14 protein-coding genes and 1 pseudogene are annotated in these 13,276 nt (G+C 52.2%); 6 read left to right on the top strand and 9 right to left on the bottom strand.

Annotation, left to right across the window (positions count from 1 at the left end; genetic code table 11):
• Positions 1 to 120: 120 nt before the first annotated feature.
• From OVA03_RS02665 to OVA03_RS02635, 8 genes and pseudogenes are all read right to left on the bottom strand, one after another.
• Positions 121 to 1,314 (bottom strand): tyrosine-type recombinase/integrase, encoded by a 1,194-nt coding sequence (locus OVA03_RS02665; RefSeq protein WP_267526662.1) that lies wholly within the window; start codon positions 1,312 to 1,314, stop codon positions 121 to 123.
• Positions 1,315 to 1,580: 266 nt separating this feature from the next.
• Positions 1,581 to 1,958, bottom strand: a pseudogene (locus OVA03_RS17025) (tyrosine-type recombinase/integrase); the annotation flags it as partial.
• A gap of 92 nt (positions 1,959 to 2,050) precedes the next feature.
• The gene (locus OVA03_RS02660) at positions 2,051 to 2,452 is read right to left on the bottom strand and encodes a phage integrase central domain-containing protein (RefSeq protein WP_267526661.1); all 402 of its coding nucleotides are present in this window, start codon (positions 2,450 to 2,452) and stop codon (positions 2,051 to 2,053) included.
• A 156-nt stretch (positions 2,453 to 2,608) separates the two neighbouring features.
• Positions 2,609 to 2,857 carry a helix-turn-helix transcriptional regulator gene (locus tag OVA03_RS02655; RefSeq protein WP_267526660.1) on the bottom strand — a complete coding sequence of 83 codons (249 nt, stop codon included), beginning with the start codon at positions 2,855 to 2,857 and terminating at the stop codon, positions 2,609 to 2,611.
• A gap of 4 nt (positions 2,858 to 2,861) precedes the next feature.
• The gene (locus tag OVA03_RS02650; RefSeq protein ID WP_267526659.1) at positions 2,862 to 3,194 is read right to left on the bottom strand and encodes a DUF2190 family protein; all 333 of its coding nucleotides are present in this window, start codon (positions 3,192 to 3,194) and stop codon (positions 2,862 to 2,864) included.
• On the bottom strand, positions 3,194 to 3,409 hold the full coding sequence (locus OVA03_RS02645; protein ID WP_267526658.1) for a phage head-tail joining protein: 216 nt from the start codon (positions 3,407 to 3,409) through the stop codon (positions 3,194 to 3,196). The genes OVA03_RS02650 and OVA03_RS02645 overlap by 1 nt, the downstream gene beginning before the upstream one ends.
• 2 nt (positions 3,410 to 3,411) lie before the next feature.
• On the bottom strand, positions 3,412 to 3,882 hold the full coding sequence (locus tag OVA03_RS02640) for a hypothetical protein (protein WP_267526657.1): 471 nt from the start codon (positions 3,880 to 3,882) through the stop codon (positions 3,412 to 3,414).
• Positions 3,883 to 4,065: 183 nt separating this feature from the next.
• On the bottom strand, positions 4,066 to 4,443 hold the full coding sequence (locus OVA03_RS02635) for a hypothetical protein (RefSeq protein WP_267526656.1): 378 nt from the start codon (positions 4,441 to 4,443) through the stop codon (positions 4,066 to 4,068).
• Positions 4,444 to 4,570: 127 nt separating this feature from the next.
• Here OVA03_RS02635 and OVA03_RS02630 point away from each other — a divergent pair, with 127 nt between their 5' ends.
• The 4 genes from OVA03_RS02630 (at position 4,571) to lexA (ending at position 7,771) form a co-directional block, all read left to right on the top strand.
• Complete coding sequence (locus OVA03_RS02630) at positions 4,571 to 5,164, top strand: anthranilate synthase component II (RefSeq protein WP_189487269.1); 594 nt, start codon at positions 4,571 to 4,573, stop codon at positions 5,162 to 5,164.
• Positions 5,157 to 6,176, top strand: a complete 1,020-nt coding sequence (trpD, locus tag OVA03_RS02625; protein WP_267526655.1) for an anthranilate phosphoribosyltransferase — start codon at positions 5,157 to 5,159, stop codon at positions 6,174 to 6,176. Before OVA03_RS02630 ends, trpD begins: the two co-directional genes overlap by 8 nt.
• A 1-nt stretch (position 6,177) precedes the next feature.
• Positions 6,178 to 6,972, top strand: coding sequence for an indole-3-glycerol phosphate synthase TrpC (gene trpC / locus OVA03_RS02620; protein WP_267526654.1), 795 nt, complete (start codon positions 6,178 to 6,180; stop codon positions 6,970 to 6,972).
• Positions 6,973 to 7,072: 100 nt separating this feature from the next.
• Positions 7,073 to 7,771: a transcriptional repressor LexA gene (lexA, locus tag OVA03_RS02615; RefSeq protein WP_267526653.1), complete on the top strand. Its 699-nt coding sequence runs from the start codon at positions 7,073 to 7,075 to the stop codon at positions 7,769 to 7,771.
• On the opposite strand, the gene OVA03_RS02610 is transcribed toward lexA, so the two are convergent.
• Positions 7,768 to 9,933, bottom strand: a complete 2,166-nt coding sequence (locus OVA03_RS02610) for a ComEC/Rec2 family competence protein (protein WP_267526652.1) — start codon at positions 9,931 to 9,933, stop codon at positions 7,768 to 7,770. The two genes, lexA and OVA03_RS02610, sit on opposite strands and share 4 nt — an antisense overlap.
• A 91-nt stretch (positions 9,934 to 10,024) precedes the next feature.
• On the opposite strand from OVA03_RS02610, the gene gltX reads away from it, so the two are divergent.
• Positions 10,025 to 11,437, top strand: a complete 1,413-nt coding sequence (gene gltX, locus OVA03_RS02605; RefSeq protein WP_267526651.1) for a glutamate--tRNA ligase — start codon at positions 10,025 to 10,027, stop codon at positions 11,435 to 11,437.
• 71 nt (positions 11,438 to 11,508) lie between these two features.
• Entirely contained in the window at positions 11,509 to 12,801 is a 1,293-nt protein-coding gene (gene gltA, locus OVA03_RS02600; protein WP_267526650.1) for a citrate synthase, read from the top strand.
• Positions 12,802 to 13,276 lie beyond the last annotated feature (475 nt).

Raw genomic sequence — 13,276 nt, 5'->3', positions numbered from 1 at the left:
GCTTTGCTGGAATTGATAAACTTTCATCGCTTCCTCTAAGGGCCACAACCGGCCGATTGCCATTCATCAATGTCCACGCATTTCCATAAGTGTGTTTTCGGTTTGAATGGCCCGCAATTGTCATGCGATAAAGTCTGACCACGCATCCATAAGCTTCCGTCGTTTTTCAAGAGCGTCTCCACGCCGGTAGGCACGCTCTGTCATGTCTCCGACGGTATGCGCCAGCGCGGCCTCGGCAATCTCACGTGCGAAATCAGTTTCTTCACCACACCAGTCACGGAACGCCGACCGAAAACCATGGGGCGTGAAATGGCCTTTTTCCATACGGCGCATTTGCATGGTGAGAGACATTACCGACAAAGGCCCCATTTTTAATCCGCGGAAAACGAAGCCTGTCGCTTGCGTCTGTCCCTTATCGGAAAGACTTAGTGACAGTGGGCGGACGGAGTTTAGTACGGCCACGGCTCTATCCGTTAGAGGAACCCTATGTTCCCGCCCAGCCTTCATGCGATTGGCGGGCACAGTCCAGACTTTTGCGACAACGTCCACTTCTTCCCAGGTCATCCCTAAAACCTCACCTGAACGAGCCGCACACAGAATGAGGAACTCCAGAGCCAGCGCTGACATATTATCGCGCTGGCGTAACTCCGTGACAAACTTAGGCACCTGATCGTACGGCATAGCGGAATGGTGGCCGCGTGTAAGCTTATGTCGCTTCGGCAACAGGTGATCGAGGTGGCCTTTCCAACGGGCGGGGTTTGCACCGGCACGCAGTCCCTGTGCGGCAGCGGCGTCAAGAACCCTCTCGACCCTTCCTCTCACACGCGAAGCTGTCTCCGGTATGGTCTGCCAGATTGGTTTTAACACCCGGAGGATATCCTGCGTATCGATGTCATTGACAGGCATATCCCATATGGGTTTGCCATATTCGCGCAGGCTAAAGCGCCATTGCGCCCGGTGCTTTGGGTTCCGCCATTGCAGCTCAATGTCGGAAAGCATCTGTTCGGCAAATACACCGAAGGCTGGTTTCTCACGTCGGGCGTCTTGTTCTGCCCGGCGCACCGCTAATGGGTCCTGCGGATTGTTCCTGTCTTTGAGCAATTTGAGTGCATCCCGCGCCGCTTCGCGGGCGTCGGCCAGACCGATAGCGGGATAGGGCCCCAACCCCATTTCTTTTTGCAATTTGTTCCAGCGGTAAATAAATAGCCACGACTTTGAACCGCTCTTCGTGACCTGAAGATATAGGTTGCTCCCGTCCGAATACCTGCCAGGCGCATTGTGCGTGTCTACTCGTTTTGCTGTCAGTGTGGCCATTTGCTGTTTCCCGAACCTGACCCCAGCAGTGACCCCAGCGGCAACGCCAGATGGGTGGGAACTGGGGTGAACCAATTCGGATAAATTGAATCATTTTTCTCAAATAAATCAACAGGCTCTCGTACGCCTACGGGCACCTTTGGACGCACTTTAAGGGGTCACTCTGCCCGCCATAACTTTCATTTTCTCCATTCCTTTCAAATGGTTGTTATGTGGATTGGCAAACCTTTATGCGGGGTTTGCCAATGAATGTTCTTCAAACGTCCTTATTTTATTGTCATTTTGTCCATTGCTGAACGGGCCAACTGTTTCTGTTCAGCCGCCACCATGTATCGCTCAATTTCCCTAAGCGTGGTGTGTCCTGTAACTGAGGCGATTTGTTTCGTCGTGCAACCGGCTTCAGCTAATCGGCGGGCTGCCGCTTTGCGGAGACCGTGCGCCGCGCATTGTTTAGGCAATCCAGCTTCTTGGCAGATTTTACGAAACCAGTTTCCAAAGCCAGACGCGGTAAATCCTTGGCCCTGCGCAGTCATCACGAATGTAAGGTTATCAAGCTTCGTACCATCCAGTGTGGCCTTAAGCTGCGGATGAATTGGGATCGAAAGGGATGTTCCGGTCTTTTGTTGCGTTACGGCGATGAGCCCATCAGAAACGTGTTGTCGGCCCCATACGAATTACTTCTGACCTCCGTTGCCCTGTATATAATAGCAGATCAAAGGCTAATCTGGCGCGCGAGCTAATTGGGTAAAACGATTGAAAATTGCGTAATTTCTTTTTCAGTCCAAGTATGAAATCCGTCCGTTCTATTTTTTAAGGGCCGAACCCCAAAAGTAGGGTCGTCGGTACGCCAGTTATCGTCAACAGCGTGCTTCATTATAGACCGAAGAACCTTAAGTAGGTTGTTTGCGGCCGCAGGTGTATCAGATTTCTTAGCAAGAATTTTGCGGACGTGATGAGGCTGTAACTGCGCTACCGGTTTGTCACCATGTTCGTTGCGAAAATTCTCAGCAATACCTCGATAGGTCTTTTTTGTTTGTTCTCGAAACCCTTTAAAATCACAGGATTGATACCAGCTAATTATCAACTTGCCGATTGAGCCACGGGGTTCGCCCTGCTCCCACAACAATAGTTGGGACAACACCGCCCAATGCCGACTGGTAGGCAGTCATGAACTCCGCCGATCCAGGGAGGCCAGGAAGAGAAATTTGCTTGAACCCAGGACGCCGAAAATAGTGGCGCATCTTACCGTGCCGGTCGCAAAACCGATGCACATAGGCCAACGTAATTTTGGTCATTAGATGTTATCCCACAGATTTTCAGCGTCTGTCGATTCAGCATCAAGGCCATCAAACGCTAAATCTAAAGCGCGGACATCCCAAATTTTACGAGTGCTAATCCGTTTTGGTATCGGCATCTTGCCTTCAGCTACCAATTTGTCAAATGTCGAAGGGGAAACACCGATATAGCCCGCCGCTTCCTCTCGCGATAAGCCGCGCCGTGTGGGCGTTGCAACGGCGCGAATAGAAGGGGCTGAGGCTACCATATGCTTAGACTACCGGCACCAATCGGACGTTGACGGTCGCAGATGGATTTGACGCAGCCGTAACCGCATAGCCCAACTTTTTATTGGAGACAGCCGTTTTGGTCACTAGCTTGGGGGCAGCATCCCAATAAACCAGGTCACCGACATCGATTGCCAGTGCGGCAACTTTGGAGAGGCTGAACACGCCCGTTACATCGACATCAACCGGCGAACCTGAAGCTGCATCGCCATTGGCTACGCCGATTATCTGGCCGGCTACTACGACGGCACCAGAGAGAACGGCGGCCGGCGCCGGAATTGTCAGCGTGTCACCTTTCTGAACATGGTTTTTCATCATTAGACTCCTTTGAAAGTCCTAAAAAGAATTGTGTTGGGGGTGGGACGGGCTGCGGCAGCGATCGCAGCTTCAGCGGCCGACAAAGCACGGGCTAATTCTGAATCGGACTTGTATTCGATTTCATCGCCGCTCTGGTCCCGAACACGCCGGACGCCCGACAATCGGGCTTCCAGAAGCTGATCACGCCACTTGGTAAGGTCGGTCAGGCTTGCCATGATCAGCCGCCCTTATATGCGCCGCGCCAATCAACGGCGCCCGCACCAAAGTCGAGAACGACGCGGAACTCCATTCCCAAGGTATCCCAACCTTCGCGGCTGGCTATTTGCGGCCCTTGCGCGCTTGACAGGTAGGCGTATTCCAGGATCGGCAGCGCAGCCGGATCAGCGAAGATGTACCAGCTACCCGTCGGCAGGCGCGGATCGACCAACACCGATAGATTACGCAACAGTACCGGCGCAAAATCGACCGTAGCATCATGCAAGATCGACATGATGTCGTCCGCATTAGTTTCCAGATCAGGAGAGATCAGCAGGAACCGCGGCATGGCGTTGATCGGCGTAATCCCGTCGAGTCCTTTACGAGTGCGAAGCGCAAAGCGGCATTGCGACCGATGCTTTGGGTTTCGCCATTGCAGTTCAATGTCGGAAATCATCTGTTCGGCAAAAAACACCAAAGGCCGGTTTTTCATGTCGGGCTCTTGTTCTAACCGGCGTACCGCGAGTGGGTCTTGCGGATTATTCCTGTCCTTCAGCAATTTGAGGGAAGCTCGCGCAGCTTCGCGGGCGGCGGCCAGGCCGATAGCGGGATAGGCCCCCAACCCCATTTCTTTTGCAACTTGTTCCAGCGGTAAATAAATATCTACGACAGCCCCTTACTTTTTGTCTTCGCCAGCAACCAGTTCCTCTTCGCTCAACGGCACAGCTTCATTCACACCTTCAATTGACAAGGGGCTGGCCGAGAGTTCAAATCCACCTGGGGGTGCCTGAACCATCATGGCTTTGGGGTTAGCACTCACTTGGTTATCGTTAATGGGCGAAGCCTCATTCGGCACCAAACTGGGTGCACGCTCCCACCCCGGTCCCATGATAATAGCTGCCGCCAACATGAGGGCCGCTGCGGCAAAAGCGATAGATGAAAGTAACGCTGATTTTAGCGACACTGGCTTTTGGGGCTGCGGGGATAAGAGTTTACGCGCCCGTTTCAGTCTGGCGTCCGCCACATTATCTGTCAGTGTCATATTGTCAGTCATGAGACATCCGAATCAAAGTCAATTCCTGACATTTAAACATGAAATGACTGAACTGTATCGGTTATCACTTGGCGCAATCGACCTTAAGCCCTATGTAGATGACAACAGTTTGCCCGGAGCCTTATGAATGATCCTGGTTATCGATAATTACGACAGCTTTACCTATAACCTTGTTCACTATCTGGCTGAACTTGGGGCAGAAACCAAAGTGTTTCGCAATGATGCTTTGAGCGTTCAGGATGCTTTGGCTATGGGGCCTAAGGCCATATTGCTCTCGCCCGGCCCCTGTGCACCGGATCAAGCGGGTATATGCCTGCCGCTTCTAAGGGCGGCCCCCGAAGACTTACCTATACTGGGCGTTTGCCTCGGCCATCAGGCGATCGGTCAGGCATTCGGCGGCGATGTCATTCGCGCCAAAGCTCTGATGCATGGCAAAACCAGTCAAATACATCACAAAAATATAGGTCTTTTCAAAGACCTGCCCAATCCTTTCACAGCGACACGTTACCATTCGCTCGCGGTAAAGCGTGAAACCTTGCCCACGGAACTCGAAGTTACCGCCTGGACCGAAGATGGGGAAATTATGGGCGTTCAACATAAGACGCGCCCCATTCACGGTGTTCAGTTTCACCCGGAATCCATAGCCACCGAAGGCGGCCATCAGATTTTGGCCAACTTCCTCGATATGGCGGGCATCCCCAGCAGCAATCTCTATGTCTGATAGCTTTAAACCTTTATTGTCAAAATTGGCCGATGGCGCGACCTTATCAGAAGATGACGCTGAGACCTTCTTTTCAGCCTGTCTGCGCGGAGAACCGACCCCGGCCCAAATCGCCGCGGCCGTTACCGCGATACGCTTGCGCGGCGAAACCGTTGGAGAGATTGCCGCCTGTGCCCGCGCCATGCGCGCCGCAGCCAAACGGTTAGAGCACGACTACGACGTCATCGATGTTTGCGGCACGGGCGGCGATGGCCTCCATACACTTAATATATCGACCGCGACCGGTTTTGTGGCCGCGGGTGGTGGCCTCAAGGTTGCCAAGCATGGCAATCGTGCCGTGACTTCCAAATCCGGCACCGCAGACGTTTTAGCAGCGCTTGGTGTCAATATTGACGCATCGATTGAGCAGCAGAAACAGGCCCTCGACGAAGCCGGAATATGCTTCCTGTTTGCGCCCGCCCATCACGGTGCCATGAAACATGTTGCCCCGGTAAGGCAGCAACTTGGTTTTCGCACTATTTTCAACTTGCTCGGCCCATTGACCAACCCGGCAGGGGCCAAACGTCAGGTTGTAGGCGTTCCAGCACCTCGATTCGTTGAGCCCATTGCCAAAGCGCTGGGTATGCTGGGCGCCGAAAAAGCTTGGTCTGTGCATGGAGAGGGCCTTGATGAACTGACGACAACCGGTGAAACCGAAGTCGCTGAATGGCGCGACGGTCAGGTGCGGCTGTTCACCATCACACCAGAAGCCGTCGGTCTACCGCGCGCTTCTTTGGCGGATATCACAGGCGGTACGCCGGACGTGAATGCGGCGGCCCTGTCTGATCTCCTGAACGGGGCTAAAGGCCCTTATCGCGATATAGTGTGTCTCAATGCCGCAGCGGCGTTTCTGGTCGCCGACAAGGTTGAAACCCTAAGGGATGGTGTCGATCTTGCCGCGTCAGTTCTCGATTCCGGCAAAGCCAAAACCGCTTTGCAGCGGTTAATTCAAATTACGAATAATCAAGCTTAATATGACTGATATTCTTGCCAAAATTGCTGACTATAAACGCGAAGAGGTAGCACGCCGCCGCCGGGATATGTCTTTAGATGACATCGAAACCCTTATTCAAGGCGCAGGCGCGCCCCGCGAGTTTGCGACCGCCTTAATGGCTGATAAACGTCCCGGTAGTTTAAGTCTTATTGCGGAAATCAAGAAAGCCAGCCCGTCAAAAGGCTTGATCCGTGAAGATTTCAATCCGCCTGAATTGGCACGCGCCTATGCTGCAGGTGGCGCGTCCTGCTTATCGATTTTGACGGATGCCCCCAGCTTTATGGGTGACGAATCGCATTTTATTGCTGCCAGAGCGGCTGTAACCCTGCCCTGTATACGCAAAGAATTTCTCGTCGATGCCTGGCAGGTCGCCGAATCCCGCAGTTACGGGGCCGACGCTATTTTAGTCATCATGGCGATGGTGGATGACGCTCTGGCGGCCGATCTGATAGCGGCGGCACATCACTATAAAATGGATGCCTTGGTTGAGGTTCATGACGCCCATGAGATGAGCCGTGCCCTTAAACTTAAGTCTAATCTTATCGGTGTAAATAATAGAAATTTAAGAAATTTTGAAGTTGATATATCAACCACTGAGGTTTTATCCCGAATGGTGTCACCGGAGCATATACTGGTGGCCGAAAGCGGTATATTTACGGTCGATGATGTCACACGCCTTGAAGCCACAGGTGCCTTCGCCATGTTGGTCGGGGAAAGCCTCATGCGTCAAACCGATGTAACACTGGCCGCAAAAAAACTTTTATCGTTAGCTTGACATTAACCTGGAACACTTACAGAACATCTGTTATAAGTTCATGACTTGTTCACGCCGATGCCATTGCGGTCTGGGTGAACACAGAACCCACAGGTGGTATATGCTGACGACCAAACAACGCGAACTTTTAATGTTCATTCATGAACGCATTAAGGAAAGTGGTGTTTCGCCTTCTTTTGATGAAATGAAAGAAGCGTTGGACTTGGCGTCCAAGTCAGGCATCCACCGCCTGATCACAGCGCTTGAAGAACGCGGCTTCATTCGCAGGTTGGCGCATCGGGCCAGAGCCCTTGAGGTCATTAAACTTCCCGATCAGGCGACAACCGCCGCACCACCTAAAGGACGCCAGAATTTTGTCCCGCAGGTGGTCGAGGGCTCAAAACCTCAAGCCGCAGCGAAACCTGTTCTGGAAGACGGTCGTGAACTGCCATTGCTCGGTAAAATTGCCGCCGGTGTGCCTATCGAAGCTATGGGGCAAGAGCGTGACCGTTTACGCATACCGGAAGCGATGCTGGGGGCCGGTGAGCATTATATTCTGGAGATCGAAGGCGACTCCATGATCAATGCCGGTATTTTAAACGGTGACTATGTCATCATCAAAAAGACCGATACAGCGCAATCTGGCGAAATTGTCGTGGCACTTGTTGACGGCGATACCGCGACTTTAAAGCGTCTAAGGAAAAAGGGCGCTTCGATTGCGCTGGAGGCCGCAAATCCCGCCTATAAAACCCGCATATATAATACCGATGAGGTAGCGGTTCAGGGACGTTTGGTCGGCCTGTTGCGCAAGTACCATTAACGCACCCACGGTCGATCTCCACGCCTCATTTCGCTGCCGTTTATTCTCCACTGATTGCCTTGCCGAGTAAGTTCCAGCGCCCCAAGCGTCGCAAGATCATCCCTATCAATGCGGTTGATTTTAGCACAGGCTTGAGGCCACTCAGCGATGGCCGCACGGGAGATAATCAGGTCACTGGATTGACACAAACGCATCAGAGCTTCGGATTTAGGAGGTTTATTTCCAAACCAAAAGCCAATTTTATGAACAGCCTGGGGTTTGGGCACGCACAACAATCCCTTGCAGTCATAGTTGCCCGATAATCCACGATCCCGATCATCAACCAGCCCGTAATGCCGTAGCCAGTGTTCGTAGCCATATTGTTTAACTTTTGGCCGTAAAACGTAAGCTGTCGTTCCGCTCCGTATGGCCGCATTGGCACCTTGAGGATCAACCCATACATCCGGCGGGTATGTTCGCGGCCACACGATTATACTGATAGCGCCAATCAACCCAATCCAGCGGACACGTCCTCGCATCAGGCAAAGCCACAGTATGCCCGCGAATGAAATCAACAGCACATAATCAGGGGCACTGGGCATAACTCTGACGGCGCCTTCCAAAGAAGCGGTCCAGGCCGATATCTTATCGGTCAACATCAGCCCGAAGCCCGCTATGTACATGAACGGCGCACTAAACGGCGTGGTCTGCAAAACCGTCCATAACGCTAAGGCAGGCATTAATATAAAGCTCGATATGGGCGATGACAGCAGGTTTGATATCATCCCGTAAACACTGATGCGGTTGAAATAATGCAGGGAAAACGGCGTCGTGGCTGCACCCGCCACCAGTGACGCCATCAGTGACAGCCAAATAGCACGCCCTAAGTTCTGAAGTGCTTTGACACCCCATGGCACACTGATTTCCTTGACTATCGGTTTCTGGGCTTCTGCCAGTGCCAGAAGGGCGGCTGTAGCGGCAAATGACATCTGAAATCCGGGCTCAATAACCGCTTCAGGCATCAACAACAGTACAATTACCGCAGCGATTGCCAATGACCGTAAACTCAAAGCGCGGCGATCAACCAGGATGGCTATAAAAACGATGATAGCCACTACGGCCGCACGTATGGCTGGTGCCGGTGCGCCCGATATGGCTAAGTACGCCAGCACCCCAAAAACCGCGAACCCCGCCGCCCATTTTTTAATCGGGAAATTCAGGGCCAGCACTGGTATCATGGCCATAAAAGCCCGACTGGCGAAAAATATAAAACCGCCGACGATTGCCATATGCAAACCTGATATTGACAGTATGTGCGCTAATCCGGAATCACGCATGTCCTGCACCATACGCGGTGACAAATACGCCTGATGTCCCGTCACCAAGGCCGCCGCAAAACCACCTAACGCCTGCCCGTCTGGAAATTTACCTGTTAAATCATTGACCAGGTTTTGCGTAATCGTCCAGCGAAGGCTATTGAGCCCCATCAACAGCGATAACCTGAATGGCGGTTGAGTTTGGTCTGCGATATGCAGTTTACCGGGCACAAACCCCACCGCGCCCAAACCATCAAACCACGCCGCGCGGGCAAAATCATATCCCCCCGGCATAAAGGGGCGGGAGGGTTGATTAAGAATCATAAAACCGCGGATCGCCTGCCCCGGCTTAATTGCAATATCGGATGGCCATTCACGCAGAGTTACCCTGATCCGAAAAGGTGTATCGCGGGCGGCGACACCTTCAATTCGCGTGGGCGCCAGCAGCAGCCTTGGGGCCTCACTATCGGATGAAACCACGTCAACAACATAGGCGCTCACACTGTACTGGGTTTTCGCGCTATCTATAACGGGGGCAGAAACATTCTCCGCCCTCAATTTACACAGAATTATACCGGCACAGAAAACCAGCAAAACCAAAACGAAATTAGATAGATACGAATGTTTATTCAGAGCTTTTAACCACAAAAAAGCAGCATATGCAGCGCCCGTTATCCCCCAGAGCATCCACCATGAGGGTTCAAATTTCAGATTAAGATAAACCGCACACCCTGCCCCCAAGGCTACGGGTAACCATAAGAAAAACCGCCCTTTTTGTAAGGCCCACGCCCTGGCCCAAAAAGTTTGCACCTTTTCAGAAATATCCGACGGCACCCACGACCATGGTTGTTTCGAATAGGCTGTCATTATAACGGCTGCAGCTCTCAAAAAGACTGGTGGTGGTTCATAAGGTCGCTATAAGGACGCATACCCTTTCGTTAAGTACAAGTCCAAGATCATGCCCGATACGTCATTCCCTCAAGTTGTGACCCGTTTCGCCCCCTCTCCGACAGGATATTTGCACATTGGCGGTGCGCGCACGGCCCTGTTCAACTGGCTTTACGCAAAAGCCAAAGGGGGACGCTTTCTGATAAGAATCGAAGACACCGACCGCGAACGCTCAACGCCTGAAGCGGTAGAGGCCATTTTCGAGGGCTTGAACTGGCTAGGGCTCAATACAGACGAAGAGATTGTTTTTCAGTCCTCTCGCGAACAGCGCCATAAGGACGTCGTTCAGTTGCTGTATCAATCCGGTCATGCCTATGCCTGCTTCATGACGCCTGAAGAAACCGAAGCCGCGCGTGAAACCGCACGCGACTCAGGCCATGCCTTGAGATCCCCGTGGCGCGATCAGGTTCCCACGTCAGAACAGTTGAGTACGCCACACGTTATCCGCTTCAAGGGGCCGCTTGATGAGCCGCTTATTATCAACGATGCCGTGCAGGGTCAGGTCAGCTTTAATACCAAAGACATGGACGACCTGATCCTGCTCAGATCCGATGGAACGCCGACCTACAATCTGGCGGTTGTGGTAGATGATCATGATATGGGGATCACCCATATTATCAGGGGCGATGACCACCTGAACAATGCGGCGCGTCAAACCCTTATCTACAAAGCCGCTGGCTGGGATGTACCGACCTTTGCCCATATCCCGCTTATTCACGGCCCTGATGGTGCCAAACTCAGTAAACGCCATGGTGCGCAGGCCGTTGGCGACTATCAAAGCCTGGGGTATCTACCTGAAGCCATGCGCAACTATCTGGCGCGGCTCGGATGGTCGCATGGCGATGATGAGATTTTTGATGACCAGCAGATGATCGAATGGTTCGATATCCAAGATATCAACAGGGCCCCTGCCCGGCTGGATTTCGATAAACTTAATCACGTAAATGCGCACTGGATCAGACAGTGCGCGCCTGAGCGCCTTACATCGCTTGTTGAGGACGATCTTAAGCGTCGTGAGATGGCTGTTGATGCCACTCAGGCGGAAATGATTGAACGTACCCTGCCCCTGATCGTGGAGCGCGCGCTTAAAATTACTGATTTTGCCGATCTTCTGACCTTCGCTTTAGCGAAGCGCCCGCTTCAGATAGATGAAAAAACGAAAAAACTTTTGACTGAAGAGACAATTGGCCGCCTCTGCCGTCTTCACGAAAATTTGTTGTCATTAAGTGACTGGTCGACCAGTTCACTGGATGTAACCTTGAAAAATTTCGTTGAAAATGAAGGGGTTGGCTTTGGAAAAATTGGTCCGGCGCTTCGGGGCATACTCTCTGGCGGACATCCGGCACCTGACATTTCACGCGTTTTAGCGGCTCTTGGCAAAAGCGAGAGCCTTGATCGCCTAAAGGATGGTCTTTCCAAATAGATCGCTTGTTTATATATGAGGACACCGCATTTGGTTGCGATGCACATAAACAATAAGAGGTGAAGCAATTCATGACCCAAACTACCAATCCCGCTAAAATTACCGTCGGCGATAAGGTCATAGATTTGCCGGTACAAAAGGGTACTTTGGGCCCTGATGTGATCGACATTCGTAAACTGTACGCTGAATCTGACGCCTTTACCTACGATCCGGGCTTTACCTCCACAGCATCCTGCGAGTCCAAGATCACCTTTATCGATGGCGATAAGGGTGTTTTGCTGCACCGTGGTTATCCGATCGACCAACTGGCGGAAAAATCGAATTTCATGGAAACCTGCTATCTGTTGCTGCACGGCGAACTGCCCTCGGCCTCGGCGTTTGAAGCGTTCGAGACGACCATCACCCGTCATACCATGTTGCATGAGCAGTTCGACCGCTTCTTCTCCGGCTTCCGCAGAGATGCTCACCCGATGGCGATTATGACCGGTGCCGTTGGTGCGCTGTCGGCATTTTACCACGACAGCCTTGATATTCAGGACGAGAAGCAGCGCGAAATTTCGGCGCACCGCCTGATCGCGAAAATGCCGACTATCGCGGCGCGTGCCTATAAGTACAGCGTCGGTCAGCCGTTTGTGTACCCAAAGAACGACCTGTCCTATTCAGAAAACTTCCTGCGCATGTGCTTTGCCGTGCCTGCCGAAGATTATGTTGTAAATCCGATTCTGGCTAAGGCCATGGATCGTATCTTTATTCTACACGCTGACCACGAGCAGAACGCATCGACCTCGACGGTGCGACTGGCGGGATCTTCTGGTGCCAATCCGTTTGCCTGTATCGCCGCTGGCATTGCCTGTCTGTGGGGTCCGTCGCATGGCGGGGCTAACGAAGAAGCGCTCAACATGCTCAAGGAAATCGGCACGGTCGATAAGATCCCTGAGTTCATCCAGGGCGTTAAAGACCGTAAGTATAAGCTGATGGGCTTTGGCCACCGCGTCTATAAGAACTACGACCCACGCGCTAAGGTCATGCAGACGACCTGCCATGAGGTTCTGAGCGCCGTTGGTGACCCGAACGATCCGCTGCTTCAGGTTGCCCGCGAGTTGGAGCGCATCGCGCTGTCGGATGAATATTTCGTGTCGCGTAAGCTTTACCCGAATATCGACTTCTATTCCGGCATCACCTTGTCGGCCATGGGCTTCCCGACCACCATGTTCACCGTGCTGTTTGCTCTGGCCCGTACCGTGGGCTGGATCGCGCAATGGAAAGAAATGATCGAGGATCCATCGCAAAAGATCGGCCGTCCGCGTCAGCTCTATACCGGATCGGCGCAGCGCGACTTTGTACCCCTGTCGCAACGCGCTTAATCAAACCATTTTTCAACACGAAGAAAGCGCTCTGTAAGTACAGAGCGCTTTTTCACTGCGTAAAATCGTTTAATATTCCGTAAATAAACCTAAGATTTACCTATACGTTTCAAGCTATTTATGGAGTGTTGATTGTTCAGAAAATTGCCACCAACTTAGTTCGAGTTCACTATTTCATTCTTATACAGTGTGCGCATGATCACAGACACTTTCCGATTGATGAAAAATGGTAACGCCTATGCCTTAGACCCCGATCTCTTAGTACTTATCATCGATTTCATAGATCTTGTGCCGTCTCCGCTGGCAGAGCATCTCAATGCCGAAACCTAAATCCTTGGTGTCTTCAATCCCGGTTTGCTCAGACCGCCTGGTGTTAAGATGCTCAATCACCATCGAAGGCACATCGTTCACGGTTACTCTGTCAAGGATTGCCCTTTAGCTTGAAAGGACTTGCATATGACCGCCCTCAAGGGAA

Origin of the sequence: Asticcacaulis sp. SL142 (genome assembly GCF_026625745.1) — a bacterium.
In the GTDB taxonomy this organism is placed as follows: domain Bacteria; phylum Pseudomonadota; class Alphaproteobacteria; order Caulobacterales; family Caulobacteraceae; genus Asticcacaulis.
Note: the sequence above shows the minus strand (reverse complement) of the source record. Positions and strands in the feature narration are given on the sequence as shown.